Below are 22,198 nucleotides of genomic sequence, written 5' to 3' on the forward strand. Positions count from 1 at the left end.
TGTACCCAATCAACTGTGGGAGCCAGCCTGCTGGCGATAGGGCCAGTAAGTACGCCGCAAACCTACTTGACTGAACGCTTCACCACCGACAGTTCCGGCGAAACCACCCGCCGCTGACTCAAATACCGCGTACAACTCACCCGCAAGAACGAGGCGAAATTCACCACCTCGCCGCGATAGTCCATCACCTCTTCATACAGCTTGGCGATCAACTGGTTGGTGGTCATGCCGTCGACCTCGGCGATTTCGCTGAGGATGTCCCAGAACTGATTCTCCAGCCGCAGCGTGGTCACCACCCCGCAGATGCGCAGCGAGCGGGAGCGCGATTCGTAGAGAATCGGGTCGGCCTTGACGTAGAGCTCGCACATGCACAGGTTCCTCGTTACAACGTGATTTTCGTGCCAAGCAACCCGAGGAAACCGGCGAGCCAGTTCGGGTGGGCAGGCCAGGCCGGTGCCGTGGCCAGATTGCCTTGAACATGGCCGCCCGTCACCGGGATGTCGATAAACGTACCACCGGCCAGACGAACTTCCGGAGCGCAGGCCGGGTAAGCGCTGCATTCACGCCCTTCAAGAACCCCCGCTGCCGCCAGCAATTGCGCACCGTGACACACCGCGGCAATCGGCTTGCCGGCCTTGTCGAAGTCGCGTACCAGTTCCAGGACTTTTTCATTCAGCCGCAGGTACTCCGGCGCACGACCGCCTGGGATCAGCACCGCGTCGTAATCCGCCGCTTTGACCTTGGCGAAGTCGAAGTTCAGGGCAAACAGGTGGCCGGGTTTTTCGCTGTAGGTCTGGTCGCCTTCGAAGTCATGAATGGCTGTGCGCACGGTCTGACCGGCGGTTTTGTCCGGGCAAACCGCGTGAACGGTATGGCCGACCATCAGCAGCGCCTGAAACGGCACCATCACTTCGTAGTCTTCGACAAAATCGCCGACCAGCATCAGAATTTTTTTAGCAGCCATGGGGAGGACTCCTCTGGAGAATGCTTGGGAGTATTGAAGGTAGTCTTTATCTGGCGGGTCGGGTAACAACCGGCTACTACGGTCAATCACTCGGCAGCTCCTGCGTCGGGAACTTCGCTCCCAACTGTACGGATAACTCTGCGCCTAGCTGTAACAGCTGAAAAACCACGGTTTATGGCTATATGAAGCCTTACTCCATCACTCAACATTCTGGTTGCCATCATGTCCTCCCGCGAAAACACCGGCATGGCCCTGGGCCTGCTCGGCGTTGTGATCTTCAGCCTCACCCTGCCCTTCACACGGATCGTCGTGCAGGAACTCCATCCGCTGCTCAATGGCCTGGGTCGAGCACTGTTCGCGGCGATTCCGGCAGCGTTGTTGTTGCTGTGGCGCCGGGAGAAGTGGCCGACCTGGAAACAGGTCAAAGGCCTGAGCCTGGTGATCGCCGGCGTGATCCTCGGTTTCCCGGTGCTGTCAGCCTGGGCCATGCAAACTTTGCCGGCGTCCCACGGCGCGTTGGTCAATGGCCTGCAACCGTTGTGTGTGGCGCTGTATGCGGCGTGGTTGTCCCATGAACGCCCGTCGAAAGCCTTCTGGGCCTGCGCCGCGCTGGGCAGCGCGTTGGTGCTCGGTTACGCGCTGATCAGCGGTGCCGGCAGCATTCAGGCCGGTGACTTGCTGATGCTCGGGGCGATTGCGGTGGGCGGTTTGGGTTATGCCGAAGGTGGCCGGTTGGCCAGGGAGATGGGCGGTTGGCAGGTGATCTGCTGGGCGCTGGTGCTGTCGACGCCGCTGCTGATCGGCCCGGTGCTTTATCTGGCACTGCAACATCAAGGCGAAATTTCCGCCAAGACCTGGTGGGCGTTCGGTTACGTTTCGCTGTTTTCGCAGTTCATCGGCTTCTTTGCCTGGTATGCCGGGCTGGCCATGGGGGGCATTGCCCGGGTCAGTCAGATCCAGTTGCTGCAGATTTTTTTCACCATCGCTTTTTCGGCGTTGTTCTTCGGCGAACACGTCGAACCGATTACCTGGCTGTTTGCCGCCGGGGTGATCGTCACGGTGGTGCTGGGACGCAAGACCGCGGTGCGCCCGGCACAACCGGGCACGTTACCCGCCGGAATTCAGATCAAGCCTTAGCTTCGAGGAATCCATCAGCGCGCAACAGCGTTTCCAGGCAATGCTCGCTGATGTGATAGAAATCCTTCAGTTCCTGAATCTTCGCAAGCAACTGGGTCGGGTCAACCGGCTCGGCGCGCTTGACCGCCAGAATCATCTTGTTCTTGTTGGTGTGGTCCAGTGAAATGAACTCGAACACCTTGGTCTCATAACCACAGGCTTCGAGGAACAGCGCACGCAAACTGTCGGTGACCATCTCCGCCTGCTGCCCCAGATGCAAGCCGTATTGCAGCATCGGTTTGAGCAGGGCCGGGCTCTGGATTTGCAGGCGGATCTGCTTGTGGCAGCACGGCGAACACATGATGATCGATGCGCCGGAACGAATGCCGGTGTGGATCGCGTAGTCGGTGGCGATGTCGCAGGCGTGCAGCGCGATCATCACGTCCAGTTCGCTTGGTGCCACGCTGCGTACATCACCGCACTTGAACACCAATCCCGGATGCTCAAGCTTGGCGGCTGCGGTGTTGCACAGCGTAACCATGTCCTCACGCAGCTCGACGCCGGTGACTTCGCCTTCGGCCTTCAGGGTATTGCGCAGGTAATCGTGGATGGCGAAGGTCAGGTACCCCTTGCCCGAACCGAAGTCCGCCACGCGCACCGGTTTGTCCAATGCCAGCGGCGATGAGGTCAGCGCATGGCTGAACACTTCGATGAATTTGTTGATCTGCTTCCACTTGCGCGACATCGCCGGGATCAGCTCATGCTTGCTATTGGTCACACCGAGGTCGGCGAGGAAAGGCCGGTTCAGGTCCAGGAAACGGTTTTTCTCGCGGTTGTGCTCGGCGGATGGCACTTCGCGCAATTGCTGAGGTTTACTCTTGAACAGCGAACTCTTGCCCTTTTTGCTGTATTCGAGCTGGGCTTCGTCGGTCAGGGCCAGTAAATGCGCATTTTTGAACGACGCCGGCAGCAGGTCGGCAATGTGCGTGACGCCTTCTTCCAGCGGCAGATTCTTGGTGATGTCGCGGGTCTTGTAGCGGTAAACGAAGGACAGGCACGGCTGCGCCTTGACCGTTACCGGTTTGATGATGATCCGCTGCAGATCGGTCTCGGTGCCTGCGTACTTGGCCAGCACTAGCTTGATGAAGGCGTTTTGCTCAAGGCTGGTTTGCAACAGTTCGATGAACTGGGTGTGATGATCCGGCGCGAGGCTGGCGGGAGTGGCGGTGACAGACATGAAAAAACGGCCTCGGCAATACGAATCGGGGGATGCCGGGTATTTTAGGGGGGACGAGGGTTTTGGGCACGGGCTAATTTTGCGTCAGGCCCCGTTCCCGCCGACCGGGACCTGATTCCGACCGCCGCCACCTCAGGCCTCCACCAGCCGGAGTTTTCGATTGGTCGGTGAGTTGATGACGAACTTCACGATCAACCCGACTGGCACTGCCCACGTCAGCCCGCTAGCCGGATCAGTGACCACTGCGACCGTTTCGGAACTTGCCGCAAGATCCAGCCGTCGGCGATCGTTGCTGGATTTGAGTAATCCATAGGCGTGGCCAACCAGACGCTCCGCCTGGTGCATCGGCATGTCCAGACGCTGCATATGCTTCACCGCGCGGCAGAACAGCACCTGATCATCAATCGTACCTTCGCCTTCATGACGTGCCAGAAACGCCTGCGCTATGGTCAACAGTTCCTCATTCAAATGAGCCTGTCCATCAACGTCCTTCATGCTCAAGACTCCTGCTGCATTTCCGCCACCGGAGCGCTCTCGACGACAGGCCTCGCGGCGCGACGCAGGTCCGGGCCGGCACAAGGCAGGTGCACCGCCGGATTGGGCATGCCACTGGGAGAAAGTTCATGGGTCATTTCGAACTCGGCCCGCACCGACCAGCCGCAGGCTTCCGACGTACATTGCAGGTAGGCCACCCGCAGAAAAATATGCCGTCCTTCGCTGGTACGTATACGCATCCTGCTCAAGCAGTGTGGGCACACCATTTTGTAAGTACTCATACTTGCTTCCCTGAGGCCATCTGGTGGTAATCGAATTGATCAAACGCAATACTGCTTGAAAAACAATTCGTGAAAGACAGTTGCTGTAAATAACGTCCGCCAGACAAAAGGAAGTGCGACAGGCAGACACGTAATCGATAGGAGCCAAGCTCGTAGGAAATCACCCTGATACCATTAGGAAGTTTCGACATCGTATTCTTCTGATTCATAGTTGATGATTGATTACTTACAAGAATAAAAGTACTCATTACGCATACGTTAAGCACTCAAAAAGCATATGTCAAAAGGAAGAGGCTCAAATTGCGTAGCAAAAAATCACAAGCTGTTTTGGCCCGACTAAAGCAAATCACCGGCACAAAAACTGATATTTCTCTGTCTTCTGCGCTACAGATCAGCCCGCAGACACTCAGTAGCTGGAAAGGCCGCGACAGCACGCCATACTCATTATGCGTAGATATCGCACAAGCTCGCGGTATCTCCCTCGACTGGTTGTTGCTGGGTGAAGGGCCAATGCTGCGGCAATCCCCCCTCACCTCGCCCGCCAATGTTGCGGACACTGCAACACCACGGGAAAGCACCATCCTTTCCCTCTGGCGGCTACTTGATGAAGACGACCGCAACGCAATTCAGGCTGCGCTGGAGGAAAAGCGACGCCTGCGGGATCTGGAAGCACAACTTTCGGAAATGGCCGCTACCCTGGCAACACTCGAACAAAAGTTAACCTGAGGACCGAAGTTTCAATGTTTGAAGGCATGCCACAAAACAATAATGTTGCCACCGCTGCGAACAATCATTACGCATGAAAAAACACTCACCACTACATGCCACGGGCTCACCGGCAGGAATGTCAGCAAAACGTCGATACCGGCAACACAAAACACCGCACCACATAGGCTGATCAATATCCTGTCGCGCCAATTGCAGCGCTGCTCGTCGCGCTGGTAACACGCGAGCCTGAACGCACTGACCAGGTGAGTGATGCCCGTTACCCACACCAGAGCCGCCATCTCATGGGTCATTGCCCTCGCCCCCTGAGATGTCGAAGGATGTCACCCAGCGCGGCGCCATCGATCCACTGCATAAGCTTGATGCTGATGGGAATAACCAGCAGCGCGCACATAAAGGCCGTCACTCCCCCCGTAAGAAAAGGCGCCAGCGGCTGAGCGACCGGGGCAAACAGGTAACCGACACCCGCCGACAACAACCAGGAGCCGATGCGTTGCCAAGCCTTGAAGTTGGCGCGCGTGGTGGTGACCAACCACGCCCCGAGGGAGGCGCCAAACAAAACCTCGCCGTCAATCACCGGTAACGTCGCGATCCCCATTCCCAACAGCAGCCCGCTGATCGTGTTGTAGGTCGAATCAGTCAGGCCCATAAACACCTCGCGAATCGTCCGGTGTTACGCAGATGGCGCCTGATTCAATCGCTTTGAGCAAGGCCGCGCTGCGGGAGCTTACGGCGAACTTGCGGCGAATATTGGCGAAGTGGAAATTGACGGTGGATACCGAGCAATTCTGAATCCTTGCGATCTCCCATGACGTTTTACCTTTAAGGCACCACATCAGGGTTTGTGTCTCTTTGGCTGTCAGCTGTGCCGGCGAGGTATCAATTTCATCGCCGGGTGCCACCCTCCTACATGGGTAAGGCGAATGTTGCTTTGACATAAGAACTCCCTCTACGTCAGAACGTCCGATTCAGAACGTTCGCTATAGAGAGATGTTGAAGACACGCCGCCCCCCGGACAACGTTCAAGCGTTGTATCGATCAAGGCTACAAAAGCGCGCGCAGGACAACTTATCCGAGCACCACCAAGCGGTTCGGCAACTCATTGCGCACATGCGTCACCGGCACATGCACCTTGAGCAATTCGCCGCAGGCCTCGACGCAGCTGACAAACCCTTGCATCGTTTGCCCCTGGCGCACCTGCCGGGTGAACGCGGCGACAATCGCGTCCCAGTTTTTGTTGTCGAGGCGGCTGGAAATCCCCTCGTCCACCAGGATTTCCACGTAACGCTCGGCTTCGGAGACGAAAATCAAGATGCCGGTGCTGCCCACGGTGTGGTGCAGGTTCTGCTCCAGGAACTGCCGGCGCGCCAGGTTCGAGGCGCGCCAGTGACGCACTGAACGGGGGATCAAGTGAGTGGTGACTTTCGGCACCCGGAACACCAGGCACAGGACGATGAAGCTGATCCATTGCACCAGCAACAGGTTGTGCAGGGTCAGCCAGCCTGTCAGGTAATGCACGATCCCCGGCACCACCAGCGCCAGCAGGCTGGCCCACAGCAGCGGGATGTACGCATAGTCGTCGGCGCGGGCCGCGAGCACGGTCACCAGTTCGGCGTCGGTGTCGCGCTCGACCCGGGCGATCGCCTCGGCGACTTTGCGTTGTTCGTGTTCGGTCAGTAATGCCATGTCGTGAAGTGCCTGCTCATTGTTATTGTTACCAGCCGCCGGACGAACCACCGCCACCGAAACTGCCCCCTCCGCCGCTGAAGCCCCCGCCTCCACCGCCGCCAAAACCACCACCGCCACCGAAACCGCCGGAACCACCAGAGCCGCCACGGCCGGCGGGCAGGATACCGAGCATCTGGCAAACAAACACCGTCAGGATGAACAGCAACACCAGAAACACGAACAGCCCCGGATGCCGCGAGACAAAATCATCACTCGGATCACCGCCGGATTCATACACCGTCGACGGCTCGTCCAGCGGATTGCCGCCCAGCACTACCAGCATCGCAGCCACTCCGTCGCTGATGCCTTTGCTGAAGTTACCGGTCTTGAATGCCGGGGTGATGACCTGATTGATGATCACCGAGCTCTGGGCGTCGGTCAGGCGATCTTCCAGACCATAACCGACTTCGATGCGCAGTTTGCGCTCGTCCCGGGCGACGATCAGCAACGCGCCGTTGTTCTTGTCTTTCTGGCCGATGCCCCAGTAGCGGCCAAGTTGATAGCCGAAGTCGGCGATGTCGGCGCCCTGCAAGTCCGGCAACGTCACGATCACAAGCTGCTCACCCGTGACTTTCTCATGGGCCTGCAACTGCTGGGCAAGCTGCTCACGCACCGAGGGCTCGATCATCTGGGCGTTATCCACCACCCGCCCGGTCAGCTCCGGGAACTTCAATTCGGCCTGGACCGCCAGGGCAAACACCCACAGCAACAACACCAGGCCAGCTTTCAACACGCGCATGGGTAACCTCGTCCGTGGTGACGCACCGATCAGAATTTCACTTCAGGCGGCTTTTCCGACCCCGGCGTGGCTTCGAAGGTCTCGCGCACCGGCAGGTTGCTGTACATCACGCTGTGCCACAGGCGGCCGGGGAACGTGCGAATCTCGGTGTTGTAATTCTGCACCGCGAGGATGAAATCGCGCCGCGCCACGCTGATCCGGTTCTCGGTGCCTTCGAGCTGCGATTGCAAAGCGAGGAAGTTCTGGTTGGCCTTCAGGTCCGGATAGCGCTCGGACACCACCATCAACCGGCTCAAGGCGCCACTGAGCTGATCCTGTGCCTGTTGGTATTGCTTGAGTTTTTCCGGGTTGTCGAGGGTCGAGGCGTCGACCTGGATCGACGTGGCCTTGGCCCGCGCCTCGATCACCGCGGTCAGGGTCTCTTTCTCATGGGCGGCGTAGCCCTTGACGGTTTCCACCAAGTTGGGAATCAGGTCGGCACGCCGCTGATACTGGTTCTGCACCTGGCCCCAGGCGGCCTTGGCCTGTTCGTCAAGCGTCGGGATATTGTTGATGCCGCAAGCGGTCAGCAGCGTGGCCAGCACCAGCAATGTGGCGATTTGCAGCCTCGACCGGTAGGACTCTCGTACATTCATATCAGTGATGCTCCCTTCACATTCATTGAAAAAGCAGCCGGCAACCCTCTCGGCCGGCTCTTCGGGCATAATCGGCCGCGCCACTGGATTGCATCGGGGCAATGGGCTAAAAGATGCCCTGCGCAAAAAACTGCATCCGGCATTTTTTGAATCGGCACCCGAACAACAATAGTCGCTCCCTAAATTTTGGCTGGCCGGCGTGTACCTCGCCGTTTGGGCCCTTGAGAAAACTATTCATGAAGAAGCTGTGTTTGCTGGGCCTGCTCGTCAGCCTGGCCAGTCATAACGTATTGGCCGCCACGACGCCCGCACCTCTGGAGAACAAGGACGCCTTCGTCAGCAATCTGATGAAGCAAATGACCCTCGATGAGAAAATCGGCCAGTTGCGCCTGATCAGCATCGGCCCGGAAATGCCCCGGGAGCTGATTCGCAAGGAGATCGCGGCCGGCAACATCGGCGGTACGTTCAACTCGATCACCCGTCCGGAAAACCGTCCGATGCAGGACGCGGCCATGCGCAGCCGCTTGAAGATCCCGATGTTCTTCGCCTACGACGTGATCCACGGCCACCGCACCATTTTCCCGATCCCGCTGGCCCTGGCGTCGAGCTGGGACATGGACGCCATCGGCCTGTCCGGGCGCATCGCCGCCAAGGAAGCCGCGTCCGACAGCCTCGATATCACCTTCGCGCCGATGGTCGACATTTCCCGCGACCCGCGCTGGGGCCGTACCTCCGAAGGCTTCGGCGAAGACACCTATCTCGTGTCGCGCATTGCCGGTGTGATGGTCAAGGCCTTCCAGGGGACTGGCGCGAATGCGGCCGACAGTATCATGGCCAGCGTCAAGCACTTCGCCCTGTACGGTGCGGTCGAGGGAGGCCGCGACTACAACGTGGTCGACATGAGCCCGGTCAAGATGTACCAGGACTACCTGCCACCGTACCGCGCGGCAATCGATGCCGGTGCGGGCGGCGTGATGGTCGCGCTGAACTCGATCAACGGCGTGCCCGCCACCGCCAACACCTGGCTGATGAACGACCTGCTGCGCAAGGAATGGGGCTTCAAGGGCCTGGCCGTCAGCGACCACGGGGCGATTTTCGAACTGATCAAGCACGGCGTTGCCGCTGACGGTCGCGAAGCCGCGAAGCTGGCGATCAAGGCCGGCATCCACATGAGCATGAACGACACCCTGTACGGCAAAGAACTGCCGGGGTTGTTGAAATCCGGCGAGATCCAGCAGAGCGACATCGACAACGCCGTGCGTGCGGTGCTCGACGCCAAGTACGACATGGGCCTGTTCAAGGACCCGTACCTGCGTATCGGCAAGGCCGAGGATGATCCGGCCGACACCTACGCCGACAGCCGCCTGCACCGCACCGAGGCCCGCGACGTCGCGCGCCGCAGCCTGGTGCTGCTAAAGAACCAGAACGAAACCCTGCCACTGAAGAAGACGGCGAAAATTGCCCTGGTCGGCCCACTGGCCAAGGCACCGATCGACATGATGGGCAGCTGGGCAGCCGCGGGTCGTCCGGCGCAATCAGTGACTCTGTTCGACGGCATGACCACTGCGTTGGGTGATAAATCGACGCTGATATACGCCCGTGGTGCCAACATCACCAGCGACAAGAAAATCCTCGACTACCTGAACTTCCTCAACTTCGATGCCCCGGAAGTGGTCGATGATCCGCGCCCGGCGAACGTGCTGATCGACGAAGCGGTGAAAGCCGCCAAGGATGCAGACGTGGTGGTTGCGGCGGTGGGCGAATCCCGTGGCATGTCCCACGAATCGTCGAGCCGTACCGACCTGAACATCCCGGAAAACCAGCGTGAACTGATCCGCGCCTTGAAAGCCACCGGCAAACCGCTGGTGCTGGTGCTGATGAACGGCCGTCCGCTGTCGATCCTCGAAGAGAAAGAACAGGCTGACGCGATCCTGGAAACCTGGTTCAGCGGCACCGAAGGCGGCAACGCCATCGCCGACGTACTGTTCGGCGACTACAACCCTTCGGGCAAACTGCCGATTTCCTTCCCGCGTTCGGTGGGCCAGATTCCGACCTACTACAACCACCTGACCATTGGCCGGCCGTTCACGCCGGGCAAGCCGGGCAACTACACCTCGCAGTATTTCGATGACACCACCGGCCCGCTGTTCCCGTTCGGCTATGGCTTGAGCTACACCCACTTCAGCCTGAGCGACATGGCCCTGTCATCGACCACACTGAACAAGACCGGCAAGCTCGACGCCAGCGTCACGCTGAAAAACACCGGCAAGCGTGACGGTGAAACCGTGGTGCAGTTGTACATTCAGGACGAAACCGGCTCGATGATCCGCCCGATCAAGGAACTGAAAAACTTCCAGAAAGTGATGCTCAAGGCCGGCGAACAGAAAGTCGTGCACTTCACCATCACCGAGGACGACCTGAAGTTCTATAACACCCAGCTCAAGTATGCAGCCGAGCCGGGCAAGTTCAATGTGCAGATCGGCCTGGATTCCCAGGACGTGACGCAGCAGAGTTTTGAACTGCTGTAACCCTTGAAAGCAAAAGATCGCAGCCTACGGCAGGCTGCGATCTTTTGATCGTTGCGTTACCCGCGTCGATCCAACAGATTCACCACCACCCGATCCACCCATCCCCACACCCTTTGCTTGACCCGCCGCCACAACGGCCGGCGCTGCCACTCTTCGAGGCTGACTTGCTGGCTCAGGGCAAAATCCTTCTCGAAACTCGCCGCCACCGCCCGGGTCAGTCCGGGGTCCAGCGCTTCCAGATTGGCTTCGAGGTTGAAGCGCAAATTCCAGTGATCGAAGTTGCACGAGCCGATGCTCACCCAATCGTCGATCAACACCATTTTCAGGTGCAGGAAACACGGCTGGTATTCGAAGATCTTCACCCCAGCCTTGAGCAGGCGTGGGTAATAGCGATGCCCGGCGTAACGCACCGAAGGGTGATCGGTGCGGGGGCCAGTCAGCAGCAAGCGTACATCGACACCACGGGCGGCGGCTCGGCGCAGGGAGCGACGGACTTTCCAGGTTGGCAGAAAGTACGGCGTGGCCAGCCAGATACGCTTCTGGCCGCTGTTCAGTGCACGAACCAATGATTGCAGAATGTCGCGGTGTTGACGGGCGTCAGCGTAGGCCACGCGGCCCATGCCCTCTCCCTTGGATGGCACGCGAGGCAAACGCGGCAAACCGAAGTGCGAAGCGGGTTTCCACGCGCGGCGATGGCGGTTGGCGATCCATTGGCGGTCAAACAGCATCTGCCAGTCGAGCACGAGCGGGCCGGTGATTTCCACCATCACTTCGTGCCACTCGCTGACGTCTTCGCCTGGCGTCCAGAACTCATCGGTAACGCCAGTGCCACCCACAACCGCCATGCTCTGGTCAATCAGCAACAACTTGCGGTGATCGCGATAGAAGTTACCGACCCAGCGCCGCCAGTTCAGGCGATTGTAAAAGCGCAATTCGACCCCGGCCGCCATCAGGCGCTGACGCAACGTCAGGGTGAACGCGAGGCTGCCGTAATCGTCGAACAAGCAACGCACCCGCACACCGCGTTCGGCAGCCTGGACCAGCGCCTGCACCATGGCCTCGGCGCAGGCACCCGCCTCCACCAGATACAACTCCAGTTCGACTTGTTCTTCGGCGCGGGCAATTGCCACCAGCATGCGCGGGAAGAACTGCGGGCCATCGATCAGCAGTTCAAAGTGATTGCCTTCACGCCACGGAAAAATTGCGCCGGCCATGTCAGCGCGCCGTAAAAATCAGCACCGCACCCACCGGCACCGACAGGCTGATGGCCGACAGACCGGCGACCTTGCGCAGCGCGTCCAGGCCCGGTGCCATGTCGAAGTCTTCAGCGTTGACCACCAGCGGCTCCAGCGTCACCACCTGAAAACGCCGGTCATCGAGACGGGTCGCCAGCAGTTCGGCGTTGTATGTGTGTTGCTTGCCGTGCAGGTCGACGGTCAGCGGCAGACGCAATTCCAGTTGTGCGCCGGGAGCGAGGTCATTGATCGGGCGTAGATCGATCTGCGTGGTGATCAGTGCTTCGGGAAATTTGTCGATTTCGAACAGGTTGTTGCGCATGCGCTCATCGCGCAGCGGAATGCCGCTGTTGATCGAGTCGAGTTCGACTTCAACCTGCGCCACCCCCTTGGGATCGACTTTGCCGTGCAACACCAGAAAGCGCTGCACTTCGGAAATATTGGCGTTTTTGGTGCTGACGAACGACAGCCGCGACGACTCGCCGTCCAGATACCAGTTGGCCTGGGCCGACAGCGAAGCGCCGGCCAATAGCAGTAAGGCGAGGGTTTGGGTGACTGACCGCTTGAACATAAAGACTCGTGGGGGCAAGTAAACCTGTGCTGAACCTTAACCGGCCTGACACAGGTTGCAAGAATTGTGTTGCCTTGAGTCTCTAAACCGCCACAAGTTCCAATCAGGCCATCGCCTGCTGCACACCGCCAATGGTTGTAGCCAGGCTGTTGAGGTGCAGGCTCAGCACCCGTTCTACTGGCGCCTGGTCCATCGGCCAGTGCAGCGCCATGCTGCCGACCAGTCGGCCGTTGGTGCGGATCGGCAAGGCCACCGCGCGGATCAGAAACGGCAGGCGCACCGGGTATTCCCAGTAACCCTCGGTGCGCTGGCCAAAACCTTGATGCAGTGCCTGCCCAGTGGTGCTGAACAGGGATTCGTCGGTCATTCGCTCACGGCTGGCCAGGCGTTCCACTTCCTGGCTGTCCAGTTCACCCAGGCACGCCCGGCCCATGGCTGAATGGAACAGGCTGGCGTGCTGGCCGACGATCTGGCAATTGCTCGGATAGCGCTTGCGCAACACCGTCGGAATGGCACTTTCCATGACCTCGATGTGCTCGCCATCGAAGCACGACAGATCCACCACCAACCCGGTGCGTTCGCTCAATTCCAGCAACAGCGGCGCGGCGTTTTCCACCAGCCGCCGTTTGAAGCGCTGCTGGCTGTCGCCAAACAAACGCTTGGCGCACAAGCGGTAACGCCGGTCGCTCAAGCCGCGATAGATCCAGCCCTGTTCCTGCAAGGTCAGCAACATGCGTGACACGGTGGCCTTGGGTAAAGCCGTCAGATAGTGCAACTCCTCCAACCCCAACCCCTGATGCTCACCCAGCAATTCGACAATCGCCAAGGCGCGTTCGACGGAACGCACGCTGCCGGTTTCTGCCTTGCTCTCCATAGGTTCGATCTCCCTAAGCGCAGATGGATGATCGTTTTATGCAGCAAGATGCGGGCCTTTGTAGCGGCCTCAGGCATTTTCCAGACAACCGGGTGGCCGGCGCTTGACCCATTGGGTCAACTGTTCATGGGCATACGCCAGTTGCAGCACCGCGAAGTCAGCCTGGGCCGGGCCAATGATTTGCAGGCCCATCGGCAACCCGGAGGGGTTGAAGCCCACCGGCACATTCATGCTCGGCAACCCTGCCAGGGTCGGCCCGATGACGACCTCCATCCAGCGGTGATAGGTGTCCATGCTCTGCCCGCCAACAACGCGGGGCCACGGTGTTTGTGCATCAAAAGGAAACACTTGGGCGGTGGGCAGCAACAGAAAGTCGTAACGCTCGAACAATTCGTTCAAGGCCCGATACCAATCGCTGCGGCTGATCGATGCCTGATACACATCGGCGGCGCTCAGGCGCAGTCCGCCTTCAACTTCCCATTGCGCTTCGGGTTTGAGTTGCTCGCGCTTTTTGGGATCGGCATACAACCCGCCGAGGCTGCCTTGCACCAGCCAGTGGCGATGCGTTAACCAGGTTTGCCACAGACGCTCCATGGAGAAATCCGGCTGACAGGCTTCAACCTTGCAGCCCAGCGCCGCGAAGTCCTGCAACGCCGATTCGCACAGGCTCATCACGCCCGGGTCCATCGGCAGGTAACCGTTGTAGTCGCCCAGCCACCCGACGCGGACGTCGCTGAAATCCTGCTGCAGCGACTGGTGGAAAATCTCCGGGTCCTGAGTCAGCGACAACGGCACGCGCGGGTCGTACCCGGCCTGGGTGCCGAGCAAACGGGCGACATCAGTGACAGTGCGGCCCATCGGCCCTTCAGTGGCCAGTTGCTGGACAAACACCTCAGGTTGCGGCCCGTGGGGCACGCGGCCCTGAGAGGGTCGAAAACCGAAGACGTTGTTGAACGCCGCCGGATTGCGCAGCGAGCCCATCATGTCGCTGCCATCGGCCACCGGCAGCATGCGCAGCGCCAGCGCCACCGCGGCCCCGCCGCTGCTGCCGCCAGCGACGAGTGTTGGGTCATAGGCGTTGGTGGTGGTGCCGAAAACCGTGTTGTAGCTTTGCGAGCCGAGGCCGAACTCCGGAACGTTGCTCTTGCCGATGATGATCGCCCCGCAGTCACGCACCCGCGCCACGCTGATGGCGTCGTGCTGCGGGACTTGTTCGGCGAACAACGGTGAGCCCATGGTGGTGCGCAAACCGGCAGTGGCCGCCAGATCCTTGACCGCTTGCGGCATGCCGTGCATCCAGCCTCGGGACTGGCCCTGCTCCAGTTGCCGGTCACAGGTATCGGCCTCAGCCAGCAGTTCTTCGGCAGGGCGCAACGACACCAGCGCATTGACCTGCGGATTGAAGCGCTCGATCTGCGCCAGATACGCCTGCATCACTTCACGGCACGATACCTGCCGCCCATGGATGGCGCGGGACAATGCATCAGCGTCCATTTCAACAATCGAATTCATGCTCAAGACTTCACCCCAAATTCAAGTTCTGCCGATCTCTTTGCGCGTGGTGCTTCCTGCATGCAATAGGTGCCAAGCAGCGCCAGCAAACAGGCGAATAGTACGTAGAAGGAAGGCGCGACTGATGTTTCCAGGACCTTGCTCAGCCAAGTGACAATGAGCGGCGCAAAACCTCCGAACACCATGACCCCGACGTTGTAGGCCACCGATACACCGGTGGAGCGCACCTCGATCGGAAACTGCTCGGCCAGTGCCGTCGGCGAAGGGCCAAAAAAACCACCCATGACACTGCATAGCAACAGCTGCATCACCAGCAGGCGCTCTATGGAAGGCGCTGCCGCCACCCACACATACAGCGGATACACCATCACGAAAAACGCTAGCGTGAAGACCATCAGGACCGGGCGCCGCCCCAGTCGGTCAGACAATGCGCCAGACACCGGAATCACCAACGACATAAGCGCCACGGCGAGCATTTGCACCAGCAGTACCTGGTCCAGTGGCAAACCGAGGTTCTTGTGAGCAAAGGTCGGCATGTTCACCAGCACCACGTAGAACGACACCGTGCCACCGCAGGCCAGCGCCATCGATACCAGAATGCTGCGCCGATGTTCGCGAATGACCTGCAGCAGGCTCGGGCTCGCACCCTTGGCCTGTTTGCGCGCTTGCAGAAACTCTTCCGGCTCTTCCATGTGCTTGCGGATCCACAAGCCCACCGGGCCGATCAACAGGCCCAACACAAAGGGAATACGCCAGCCCCAGCTATCCAGCGCCTGCGGGGACAGCAGATGGGTAAACAGCGCCACCATCGCCGCGCCGGTAAACACCGCCAGGCATTGCCCGACCAATTGCCACGAGCCGTACAAACCCTTCTTGTCCGCCGGAGCGCTCTCCACCAGGAACGCCGTGGCGCTGGCGTATTCGCCACCTGTGGCGAAGCCTTGCAGCATCCGCGCTACCACGATCAACAACGGCGCGCCCATGCCGATGGCGGCGTAATTCGGCGCAAAGGCTATCAGTGCGATGGACACGGTCATCAGGCGGATGATCATCTGCATCGCCGCCTTGCGCCCTTTGCGATCCGAATACATGCCCAACAGAATGCCGCCCACCGGGCGCATGAAGAAGCCGACGCCGAAGGTCGCCAACGCCATCAGCAGCGACGCGTACTCGTCTTCAGAAGGGAAAAACTGCCGGGCGATGATGCTCGCCAGAAAACCGTAAACGATGAAGTCATACCATTCCAGCGCGTTGCCAATTACGGCGGCGACCACCTGCCGGGTGCGCGAAACGCCTGTGCTCGAAGTCTGCATGGGAAACTCTCCAAAAACCTGTTGGGTAACGGCGGGCACGACGTCGCGCGCCCGATCCAGCGGCAGTAGAAAGAGAGGAAATCAGGCGGGCTTGAGCCAGCTCTCGGTCAGCGCGCCCCAGTACGCCGCACCGGTCAGCAGGATGTCGTCGTTAAAGTCATACGCGGGGTTGTGCACCATCGGCCGTGACACACCGTTGCCGATGAACAGATACGAGCCGGGGCAGCGTTGCAGCATCCAGGCAAAGTCTTCGCTGCCCATGAGTTTGGGCGTGTTGCCGTCCACCGCGTCAGCGCCAACCAGCTCTACGCCAACTTGACGGGCGAACTCGGTTTCGGCGGCGTGGTTGACCAGTACCGGGTAGGCCGGACGATGCTCGATGCGTGAGGTGCAACCGAAACTCTGGGCCTGGGATTCGATGATTGCGCGCACGCGGTCCAGGGTTTGCTCGCGCACTTGGGCATTCAGTGCACGCAGGCTCAGACGCAGGATCGCCTGCTGCGGAATGACGTTGGCGGCCTCCCCGGCCTGCAACGCGCCGACCGTGACCACCGCCGCCTGCTGCGCATCGATGTTGCGCGCGACCACGGTTTGCAGAGCCATGACCACACTCGCCGCCGCCACCAACGGATCAACCGCCAGATGCGGCATCGAGCCGTGACCGCCCACGCCTTCGATGGTCACGGTGAGCAAATCCTGCGAAGCCATCATCGGCCCTTCGCGAAAGCCCAGATACCCTGCCGGCAAGCCCGGCATGTTGTGCATGCCGAACAGCGCATCGCAGGGGAAACGTTCGAGCAAGCCATCAGCAAGCATCGCTTCCGCGCCGCCCTGGCCTTCTTCGGCGGGTTGGAAAATCAGGGTCAGGGTGCCGTCGAACTGTCGGGTCGCCGCCAGGTAGCGCGCCGCCCCCAACAACATCGTGGTGTGGCCGTCATGCCCGCAGGCGTGCATGCAACCCTTGTGCTGGCTGCTGTAGGTGGCGCCGGTGTTTTCGATGATCGGCAGTGCATCCATGTCCGCGCGAATCCCGAGTTTGCGCGGGCTGCTGCCATTGCGCAGGACGCCGACCACGCCGGTCTTGCCGATGCCGGTATGCACTTCGTAGCCCCAGTCCGCCAGGGATTTGGCCACCAGCGCCGAGGTGCGGTTTTCCTCGAAGCCGAGTTCCGGGTGGGCATGAATGTCCTGGCGGGTGGCGTGCAGGTCGCTGGCCACGTCGTTGAGCCAGGCAAGGATGTGCTGATGTCGGGTCATGACTTTTCCTCAGGCCGGGTGATTTACCGTTCTTGTTGTTCGCTGTTCTTTTGTGGAGCGCGCGACGCATCAAAGGCAGGCGCTCACCGCCAGATAACCGCGAGTCGCGCGCGAGGACAATCGAAAGTGGTTCCACTAGATGGAACCTGTAGGTCAGGGGTTCAGGCGACAGCCCTGGCGCTCGCCAATCCACACGGCGCTGTTGTTGCGGCCCAGGCCGCTGACGGTGATGCGTTTGCTGGCGGGGTCATCGGTAAAACCGCTGGTGGGCAACCACTGTTTCACGTAACCGCGGCAATACTCGACGTCGTTGTTCATCACGTAGCGGCACGAACAATATTCCTTGGCGGTATAGGCGCTGATGATGTCGGGGAACGCCCACAGTGCAACGCGCTCGTGCCAGATCCAGCCGAGCAAGGCGAGCAGCAGGATCAGCAACAATGAACTGAACGGGCGGCGACGAAGGAACCCGTTCATGGTTGCACCTTCCCGGCAAAAGCCCCCAACGCGAGCTTGAGCAATTCGTTGTGCCGGTAGCTGCCGTCACGGTCATCGCCGTAACGCACGATCACCAGATTTTCGCTGGGAATCACGTACATGGCCTGCCCCCAATGACCCAGCGCGGCGAACGTATCGGAGGGCGCATCGGGCCAGGGTCGGGCGGCGCTGTCTACCGCACGGTTGAGCCACCAGTGACCGCCAGGCACCGCCTCATCCTGATTGGCACGAAAGTGAGCGAACGGTTCGCGGTTGAAGGCCGCCCAATCCTTGGGCAGCAGTTGGCGATCGCCCCAACGACCGCCACGAGCCATCAGCAAACCGACCCGCGCCAGATCCCGCGCCGTGAGGTAAGCAAACGAAGACGCGACAAAAGTCCCCGTGGTATCGGTTTCCCAAACCGCGTGGCGAATGCCCAGCGGCACGAACAGTGCGGTCCATGGATAGTCCGCATAGCGATTCGGCCCGACGATGTTTTTCAGCGCGGCGGACAACAGGTTGCTGTCGCCACTGGAATAGCGAAACGCCTGGCCCGGCGCCGCGTAACGGGGGTGATCGGCGGTGAACGCGGCCATGTCCCCGTGGCCTCGGGTGTAGAGCATGGCCACCACCGAGGACTTCAGCGGTGCGTATTCGTAATCTTCCTGCCAGTCGATGCCCGAGGCCCAGTGCAGCAGATCGGCGATGGTCATGTCCGGGTGTTTTTTCAGTGGCGGATAAAACTTCTGAGCCGGGTCCTGGAGCTTGAACAGGCCTTCGCCGTAAGCCACACCCAGCACCGTGGCCATCAGGCTTTTGCTGATCGACCAGGTCAGGTGCGGGGTGTCGGCAGTGGTCGGGCCGGCGTAGCGTTCGTAGATCAACTGACCGTCGCGGATCACCAGCAAGGCGTCGGTGCGGATGCCTTGGCGGGTAGTGTCGTTGCGGGGTGGGAAGGCGTAGGCCTCAAGGGCTTGAAGCGCCGGGCCGGTAGTCTTTACCGAGGTCGACCATTGCTCGGCTGGCCAGTTTTCGGCGTGGGCCATGAGGCTGAGCAAAAACAGGAAAAACAGACACAAGCCTTTGGGCATGACGGCGGCTCGGAGGATAGGCCTGCAGAGACTAGTTGAAGCTGATGACAGTTTCGAAATTTGTATTGCCTGAAAGATTGCTAGCGCGAGCAGGCTCACTCCTACAGGGGAATGTATTCCAAATGTGGGAGCCTGCTCGCGATGACGGCCGTCAATACACCGCAAGAGCCTTGGCCAACCGCTTCCCCCGCGCCCCCGCCGCCAAATCCATCACCGCTTGATCGCGCTGCCACATCGCCGCCCACTCCGGTGGTCCCTCGGACAGTGCTTCATTGATTTCAGTTTTCAGCGCTTCGAACTGCGCAAACAACCCGCCGAGCAACACATGCCCGGCCGGATGACTCGGCGCCTGTCGGCTGACTTCCGCACAACCGGCCAACAGCGCCAGCAAGCGCAATTGCAAGGATTGCGGCCAGGCGCAGTCATCGCCGACGCCATACAACCAAGCGCTCATGGCGCTCAGTACATAGACGTCTTCAAGCGTGCGGAACGGCTTGACGTAGGCATCCCAGCCATCCCCCGCGAGCAATTCACACAGCGCGTTATCGAGAAACAAGCGGCCATGACTGATATCCGGCATCAACGGAATCGGCGGCAGTTGCTCAACCTGCACACCCGGTTCATCGGGATAAATCACCGCCAGACTCAACCGCGGATCTTCGCCGGGTTCCTCACTGCGCGCGGCGACCAGCAGCCAATCGGCCGCATCGCCGGCGGTGACGAAATCCTTGCGCCCGCTCAAGCGCAAACCGTTTAGCCGGGTTTGCATGTCCGCCGGGCGCAGGCTGCGTTGCTCGGTCGCGCACAGGGCGCCGAGGCTCAGCGGCGCGCTCGGCCAGAGCATGCGCAGTGCCGCCTGATAGCCCACCAGAAACGCCAGCCCCGGTGTTGCCATCAAACGTCCGCCCGCCACCGCCAACTCGAACGGGGTGACGCAGCCCAAGTGCTGCAACAACGTCGCGAAGCCTTCTCCCAGATCCGGGTTGGCGGGCAAGCGATCGCGGCGTTTCAACAGGATTTGCCAGGGCATAAGAGGCTCCTTGAGGTCTGTCATATAAGCATCACCAAAGCTTAATGGCGATGACACCGGGGCTACATAGCCTGACTTTGCACAACAAGGCTGGATAAAGAAAGTCGATCCGCTGTAACCCAAAGACGGGTGAGCAGCCCGCACGGAGAATCGCCATGACTCAGATCGCCCGCATCAGCGACACCGGCAACGAACGCCGCCTGCAAGCCGAACGCCTGGTGGGCGCCGAGGCTTTGCAGGAAGCCCAGGCCTTGCGCTTCAACGTGTTCAGCGGCGAATTCAACGCCAAGCTGAAAGGCGCGGAACTGGGTCTGGACATGGATGACTATGATGTTCACTGCGCCCACATCGGTGTGCGTGACTTGAACACCGGGCGCCTGGTGGCAACCACCCGCTTGCTCGACCACACCGCCGCCAGCAGCCTGGGCAAGTTCTACAGCGAAGAAGAATTCAGCCTGCATGGCCTGGTCCATCTGCAAGGCCCGATCCTGGAAATCGGCCGCACCTGCGTCGACCCGGCCTACCGCAACGGCGGCACCATCGCCGTGCTCTGGGGCGAACTGGCCGAAGTGCTGAACCAGGGCGGCTACAGCTATTTGATGGGTTGCGCGAGCATCCCGATGCAAGACGGCGGCATCCAGGCCCACGCGATAATGCAGCGCTTGCGCGAACGCTACCTGTGCACCGAACACCTGCGCGCCGAACCGAAAAAACCGCTGCCGACCCTGGATATTCCTTCCAACGTGATCGCCGAAATGCCACCGCTGCTCAAGGCCTACATGCGCCTGGGCGCGAAGATCTGCGGCGAGCCGTGCTGGGACGAAGACTTCCAGGTCGCCGACGTGTTCATCCTGCTCAAGCGCGACGAACTCTGCCCGCGCTACGCCAAACACTTCAAGGCGGCTGTGTAATGAGCCGGCTGCGCGTGTACGCGCGAATTGCGCGGGTGTTGCTGGTGGTGGGTCTTGGCCTGAGCATGGCCAGTGTGTTCGGCGTGTTCGAACGCTTGGGCATGGCCCATTCGATGGAGCGTCGTCAGCGCTGGTCGCGGTTTTTCATGGCTCGGTTGAGCAACGCCCTGCCCTTCGACGTGACCGTCCACGGTCAAATGCCGAAAACGCCGATGCTGTGGGTCAGCAATCACGTGTCCTGGACCGACATCCCGTTACTGGGCATGCTCACACCGATGTCCTTCCTGTCCAAGGCCGAAGTGCGCACCTGGCCGGTGGCAGGCTGGTTGGCAGCCAAGGCCGGCAGTCTGTTCATCCGCCGTGGTTCGGGTGACAGCCAGTTGATCCGCAAACAGATGACCCGTCATCTGGAGCAGGCACATCCGCTGCTGATGTTCCCGGAAGGCACCACCACCGATGGCCGTTCGCTGCGTACTTTCCATGGTCGTCTGCTGTCGGCCGCCATTGATTCAGAAGTAGCGTTGCAACCGGTGGCGATTCGTTATGTGCGTGACGGTGAGCTCGATACGCTGGCGCCGTTCATTGGCGACGATGATTTGCTGTCGCACCTGATGCGTCTGTTTGCCAATGACCGCGGTGGTGTGGAGATTCATTTGCTCAAGCCGATCGCTTGTGAAGGCCGGGAACGTGCAGCACTAGCGTTCGACGCGCAGCAGGCGGTGCAGAAGGCGTTGTTTGGTGAGATCGTCGAACCGCAACGAGCACCGATGCGTCCCGCGATTGCAGCGTAAACACCCATCATCTGTGGGGGCGGGCTTGCTCGCTCCCACATTTAGATTCGCGGCGTTGCGGCGAAATCCTGCAACTGCGGATAGAACAACCGAAAATCCTCGCTCAACGGTTCATACAACCGACGCAACTCCTGCATCGCCCCCGCCAGCTCTTCCGGCCGGGTCAAGCGCCGCGAAATCCCCCGCAGCACCTGCTCCAGCACCTCAAATTCCCGATAGGAACCCAACCAGTCATTGGCGACCATGTGCGGCGCAATCTTCGCCAAACGCTCCGGCAATTGCCGTTCACTGGACAGCACGCGATAGACGTCTGATGTGAAAAGTTCGAGAGGCCGATCGGCATACAGCGTCCAGTCCCGCGCCAGGCAATGGTCGAAAAACACGTCGAGGACGATCCCCGCGTAACGCCGGCGCGTCAGGGAAAACCGTGACAACGCGACATCCACCAACGGATGGCGATCGGTGAATACGTCGATGCTGCGATGCAACTGGATGGCCGCTTCGATCTCCGGTTCGAACTGCCCTTGCAGCCTGCCTTTGACGAAATCGCCATACAGACTGCCGAGCAATTGACCGGGACGCTGGCCACCGAGGTGAAGATGTGCGAGATAGTTCATGGGCGCAGCTTAGCACTGCGTCCTGGTATCTACATCCACCGCATCGTTATAACCCGATATACCGATTTAT

26 protein-coding genes are annotated in these 22,198 nt (G+C 60.2%); 5 read left to right on the plus strand and 21 right to left on the minus strand.

From position 1 onward, the window contains the following. Positions 1-62: 62 nt before the first annotated feature. Positions 63-368, minus strand: a complete 306-nt coding sequence (locus tag ACNYC6_RS06770; RefSeq protein ID WP_419711639.1) for a ribbon-helix-helix domain-containing protein — start codon at positions 366-368, stop codon at positions 63-65. A 14-nt stretch (positions 369-382) separates the two neighbouring features. Continuing rightward, entirely contained in the window at positions 383-964 is a 582-nt protein-coding gene (locus ACNYC6_RS06775) for a DJ-1/PfpI family protein (protein ID WP_419711640.1), read from the minus strand. A gap of 222 nt (positions 965-1,186) precedes the next feature. Here ACNYC6_RS06775 and ACNYC6_RS06780 point away from each other — a divergent pair, with 222 nt between their 5' ends. Then, the gene (locus tag ACNYC6_RS06780) at positions 1,187-2,101 is read left to right on the plus strand and encodes a DMT family transporter (RefSeq protein WP_419711641.1); all 915 of its coding nucleotides are present in this window, start codon (positions 1,187-1,189) and stop codon (positions 2,099-2,101) included. Here the strand turns inward: ACNYC6_RS06780 and ACNYC6_RS06785 are convergent. The 3 genes from ACNYC6_RS06785 to ACNYC6_RS06795 all read right to left on the minus strand — a co-directional run bounded on the left by ACNYC6_RS06785 (position 2,091) and on the right by ACNYC6_RS06795 (position 4,093). After that, on the minus strand, positions 2,091-3,317 hold the full coding sequence (locus ACNYC6_RS06785) for a class I SAM-dependent methyltransferase (protein WP_419711642.1): 1,227 nt from the start codon (positions 3,315-3,317) through the stop codon (positions 2,091-2,093). The genes ACNYC6_RS06780 and ACNYC6_RS06785 overlap by 11 nt on opposite strands. Positions 3,318-3,449: 132 nt before the next feature. Then, positions 3,450-3,812, minus strand: a complete 363-nt coding sequence (locus ACNYC6_RS06790) for a hypothetical protein (protein ID WP_419711643.1) — start codon at positions 3,810-3,812, stop codon at positions 3,450-3,452. 2 nt (positions 3,813-3,814) lie between these two features. Beyond that, positions 3,815-4,093 carry an ogr/Delta-like zinc finger family protein gene (locus tag ACNYC6_RS06795; RefSeq protein ID WP_419711644.1) on the minus strand — a complete coding sequence of 93 codons (279 nt, stop codon included), beginning with the start codon at positions 4,091-4,093 and terminating at the stop codon, positions 3,815-3,817. A gap of 300 nt (positions 4,094-4,393) precedes the next feature. Between ACNYC6_RS06795 and ACNYC6_RS06800 the strand changes: the two genes are divergently transcribed. After that, positions 4,394-4,819, plus strand: a complete 426-nt coding sequence (locus ACNYC6_RS06800; RefSeq protein WP_419711645.1) for a helix-turn-helix domain-containing protein — start codon at positions 4,394-4,396, stop codon at positions 4,817-4,819. An 11-nt stretch (positions 4,820-4,830) separates the two neighbouring features. Here the strand turns inward: ACNYC6_RS06800 and ACNYC6_RS06805 are convergent, their stop codons facing one another. From ACNYC6_RS06805 to ACNYC6_RS06830, 6 genes are all read right to left on the minus strand, one after another. Continuing rightward, positions 4,831-5,112: a phage holin family protein gene (locus ACNYC6_RS06805; RefSeq protein ID WP_419711646.1), complete on the minus strand. Its 282-nt coding sequence runs from the start codon at positions 5,110-5,112 to the stop codon at positions 4,831-4,833. Then, a complete protein-coding gene (locus ACNYC6_RS06810) occupies positions 5,109-5,468 on the minus strand; it encodes a putative holin (protein ID WP_419711647.1) in 360 nt (119 codons plus the stop codon). The genes ACNYC6_RS06805 and ACNYC6_RS06810 overlap by 4 nt, the downstream gene beginning before the upstream one ends. Beyond that, positions 5,455-5,757 carry a helix-turn-helix transcriptional regulator gene (locus ACNYC6_RS06815; protein ID WP_419711648.1) on the minus strand — a complete coding sequence of 101 codons (303 nt, stop codon included), beginning with the start codon at positions 5,755-5,757 and terminating at the stop codon, positions 5,455-5,457. Before ACNYC6_RS06815 ends, ACNYC6_RS06810 begins: the two co-directional genes overlap by 14 nt. Positions 5,758-5,887: 130 nt before the next feature. After that, positions 5,888-6,505 (minus strand): TPM domain-containing protein, encoded by a 618-nt coding sequence (locus ACNYC6_RS06820; RefSeq protein WP_419711649.1) that lies wholly within the window; start codon positions 6,503-6,505, stop codon positions 5,888-5,890. Positions 6,506-6,533: 28 nt separating this feature from the next. After that, entirely contained in the window at positions 6,534-7,286 is a 753-nt protein-coding gene (locus tag ACNYC6_RS06825; RefSeq protein WP_419711650.1) for a TPM domain-containing protein, read from the minus strand. Between the two features lie 29 nt (positions 7,287-7,315). Beyond that, entirely contained in the window at positions 7,316-7,921 is a 606-nt protein-coding gene (locus tag ACNYC6_RS06830; protein ID WP_338585165.1) for a LemA family protein, read from the minus strand. A 236-nt stretch (positions 7,922-8,157) separates the two neighbouring features. Between ACNYC6_RS06830 and bglX the strand changes: the two genes are divergently transcribed. Next, positions 8,158-10,449, plus strand: coding sequence for a beta-glucosidase BglX (bglX, locus tag ACNYC6_RS06835; RefSeq protein WP_419711651.1), 2,292 nt, complete (start codon positions 8,158-8,160; stop codon positions 10,447-10,449). Positions 10,450-10,505: 56 nt separating this feature from the next. On the opposite strand, the gene ACNYC6_RS06840 is transcribed toward bglX, so the two are convergent. The 9 genes from ACNYC6_RS06840 to ACNYC6_RS06880 all read right to left on the minus strand — a co-directional run bounded on the left by ACNYC6_RS06840 (position 10,506) and on the right by ACNYC6_RS06880 (position 19,809). Continuing rightward, positions 10,506-11,663: a phospholipase D-like domain-containing protein gene (locus ACNYC6_RS06840; RefSeq protein ID WP_419711652.1), complete on the minus strand. Its 1,158-nt coding sequence runs from the start codon at positions 11,661-11,663 to the stop codon at positions 10,506-10,508. 1 nt (position 11,664) lies between these two features. Further along, positions 11,665-12,255 carry a YceI family protein gene (locus tag ACNYC6_RS06845; protein WP_419711653.1) on the minus strand — a complete coding sequence of 197 codons (591 nt, stop codon included), beginning with the start codon at positions 12,253-12,255 and terminating at the stop codon, positions 11,665-11,667. A gap of 103 nt (positions 12,256-12,358) precedes the next feature. Then, positions 12,359-13,129 (minus strand): IclR family transcriptional regulator, encoded by a 771-nt coding sequence (locus tag ACNYC6_RS06850; RefSeq protein ID WP_419711654.1) that lies wholly within the window; start codon positions 13,127-13,129, stop codon positions 12,359-12,361. Between the two features lie 69 nt (positions 13,130-13,198). Next, positions 13,199-14,641 (minus strand): amidase, encoded by a 1,443-nt coding sequence (locus ACNYC6_RS06855; protein ID WP_419711655.1) that lies wholly within the window; start codon positions 14,639-14,641, stop codon positions 13,199-13,201. 2 nt (positions 14,642-14,643) lie between these two features. Continuing rightward, positions 14,644-15,954, minus strand: a complete 1,311-nt coding sequence (locus ACNYC6_RS06860) for a citrate-proton symporter (RefSeq protein ID WP_419711656.1) — start codon at positions 15,952-15,954, stop codon at positions 14,644-14,646. Between the two features lie 81 nt (positions 15,955-16,035). Next, positions 16,036-17,211: a M20 aminoacylase family protein gene (locus ACNYC6_RS06865; protein WP_419711657.1), complete on the minus strand. Its 1,176-nt coding sequence runs from the start codon at positions 17,209-17,211 to the stop codon at positions 16,036-16,038. Between the two features lie 153 nt (positions 17,212-17,364). After that, positions 17,365-17,688, minus strand: coding sequence for an amidase (locus tag ACNYC6_RS06870; protein WP_419711658.1), 324 nt, complete (start codon positions 17,686-17,688; stop codon positions 17,365-17,367). Beyond that, entirely contained in the window at positions 17,685-18,779 is a 1,095-nt protein-coding gene (locus ACNYC6_RS06875; RefSeq protein WP_419711659.1) for a serine hydrolase domain-containing protein, read from the minus strand. Before ACNYC6_RS06875 ends, ACNYC6_RS06870 begins: the two co-directional genes overlap by 4 nt. Before the next feature lie 151 nt (positions 18,780-18,930). Continuing rightward, positions 18,931-19,809 (minus strand): acyl-CoA dehydrogenase, encoded by an 879-nt coding sequence (locus ACNYC6_RS06880; protein ID WP_419711660.1) that lies wholly within the window; start codon positions 19,807-19,809, stop codon positions 18,931-18,933. A 155-nt stretch (positions 19,810-19,964) separates the two neighbouring features. On the opposite strand from ACNYC6_RS06880, the gene olsB reads away from it, so the two are divergent. Both olsB and ACNYC6_RS06890 read left to right on the plus strand, forming a co-directional pair. After that, complete coding sequence (gene olsB, locus ACNYC6_RS06885; RefSeq protein WP_034146715.1) at positions 19,965-20,720, plus strand: L-ornithine N(alpha)-acyltransferase; 756 nt, start codon at positions 19,965-19,967, stop codon at positions 20,718-20,720. Further along, a complete protein-coding gene (locus tag ACNYC6_RS06890) occupies positions 20,720-21,511 on the plus strand; it encodes a lysophospholipid acyltransferase family protein (protein ID WP_419711661.1) in 792 nt (263 codons plus the stop codon). The genes olsB and ACNYC6_RS06890 overlap by 1 nt, the downstream gene beginning before the upstream one ends. A 41-nt stretch (positions 21,512-21,552) precedes the next feature. On the opposite strand, the gene ACNYC6_RS06895 is transcribed toward ACNYC6_RS06890, so the two are convergent. Continuing rightward, positions 21,553-22,128 carry an ACP phosphodiesterase gene (locus ACNYC6_RS06895; protein ID WP_419711662.1) on the minus strand — a complete coding sequence of 192 codons (576 nt, stop codon included), beginning with the start codon at positions 22,126-22,128 and terminating at the stop codon, positions 21,553-21,555. Between the last annotated feature and the right edge of the window lie 70 nt (positions 22,129-22,198).

This window comes from Pseudomonas sp. NFX224 (assembly GCF_048565165.1).
Taxonomy (GTDB): domain Bacteria; phylum Pseudomonadota; class Gammaproteobacteria; order Pseudomonadales; family Pseudomonadaceae; genus Aquipseudomonas.

Coding starts and splice junctions, on each gene's coding strand:
- ACNYC6_RS06770 (WP_419711639.1), bottom strand. CDS start 368: ATGTGCGAGCTCTACGTCAAGGCCGACCCGATTCTCTACGAATCGCGC.
- ACNYC6_RS06775 (WP_419711640.1), bottom strand. CDS start 964: ATGGCTGCTAAAAAAATTCTGATGCTGGTCGGCGATTTTGTCGAAGAC.
- ACNYC6_RS06780 (WP_419711641.1), top strand. CDS start 1,187: ATGTCCTCCCGCGAAAACACCGGCATGGCCCTGGGCCTGCTCGGCGTT.
- ACNYC6_RS06785 (WP_419711642.1), bottom strand. CDS start 3,317: ATGTCTGTCACCGCCACTCCCGCCAGCCTCGCGCCGGATCATCACACC.
- ACNYC6_RS06790 (WP_419711643.1), bottom strand. CDS start 3,812: ATGAAGGACGTTGATGGACAGGCTCATTTGAATGAGGAACTGTTGACC.
- ACNYC6_RS06795 (WP_419711644.1), bottom strand. CDS start 4,093: ATGAGTACTTACAAAATGGTGTGCCCACACTGCTTGAGCAGGATGCGT.
- ACNYC6_RS06805 (WP_419711646.1), bottom strand. CDS start 5,112: ATGACCCATGAGATGGCGGCTCTGGTGTGGGTAACGGGCATCACTCAC.
- ACNYC6_RS06810 (WP_419711647.1), bottom strand. CDS start 5,468: ATGGGCCTGACTGATTCGACCTACAACACGATCAGCGGGCTGCTGTTG.
- ACNYC6_RS06815 (WP_419711648.1), bottom strand. CDS start 5,757: ATGTCAAAGCAACATTCGCCTTACCCATGTAGGAGGGTGGCACCCGGC.
- ACNYC6_RS06820 (WP_419711649.1), bottom strand. CDS start 6,505: ATGGCATTACTGACCGAACACGAACAACGCAAAGTCGCCGAGGCGATC.
- ACNYC6_RS06825 (WP_419711650.1), bottom strand. CDS start 7,286: ATGCGCGTGTTGAAAGCTGGCCTGGTGTTGTTGCTGTGGGTGTTTGCC.
- ACNYC6_RS06830 (WP_338585165.1), bottom strand. CDS start 7,921: ATGAATGTACGAGAGTCCTACCGGTCGAGGCTGCAAATCGCCACATTG.
- bglX (WP_419711651.1), top strand. CDS start 8,158: ATGAAGAAGCTGTGTTTGCTGGGCCTGCTCGTCAGCCTGGCCAGTCAT.
- ACNYC6_RS06840 (WP_419711652.1), bottom strand. CDS start 11,663: ATGGCCGGCGCAATTTTTCCGTGGCGTGAAGGCAATCACTTTGAACTG.
- ACNYC6_RS06845 (WP_419711653.1), bottom strand. CDS start 12,255: ATGTTCAAGCGGTCAGTCACCCAAACCCTCGCCTTACTGCTATTGGCC.
- ACNYC6_RS06850 (WP_419711654.1), bottom strand. CDS start 13,129: ATGGAGAGCAAGGCAGAAACCGGCAGCGTGCGTTCCGTCGAACGCGCC.
- ACNYC6_RS06855 (WP_419711655.1), bottom strand. CDS start 14,641: ATGAATTCGATTGTTGAAATGGACGCTGATGCATTGTCCCGCGCCATC.
- ACNYC6_RS06860 (WP_419711656.1), bottom strand. CDS start 15,954: ATGCAGACTTCGAGCACAGGCGTTTCGCGCACCCGGCAGGTGGTCGCC.
- ACNYC6_RS06865 (WP_419711657.1), bottom strand. CDS start 17,211: ATGACCCGACATCAGCACATCCTTGCCTGGCTCAACGACGTGGCCAGC.
- ACNYC6_RS06870 (WP_419711658.1), bottom strand. CDS start 17,688: ATGAACGGGTTCCTTCGTCGCCGCCCGTTCAGTTCATTGTTGCTGATC.
- ACNYC6_RS06875 (WP_419711659.1), bottom strand. CDS start 18,779: ATGCCCAAAGGCTTGTGTCTGTTTTTCCTGTTTTTGCTCAGCCTCATG.
- ACNYC6_RS06880 (WP_419711660.1), bottom strand. CDS start 19,809: ATGCCCTGGCAAATCCTGTTGAAACGCCGCGATCGCTTGCCCGCCAAC.
- olsB (WP_034146715.1), top strand. CDS start 19,965: ATGACTCAGATCGCCCGCATCAGCGACACCGGCAACGAACGCCGCCTG.
- ACNYC6_RS06890 (WP_419711661.1), top strand. CDS start 20,720: ATGAGCCGGCTGCGCGTGTACGCGCGAATTGCGCGGGTGTTGCTGGTG.
- ACNYC6_RS06895 (WP_419711662.1), bottom strand. CDS start 22,128: ATGAACTATCTCGCACATCTTCACCTCGGTGGCCAGCGTCCCGGTCAA.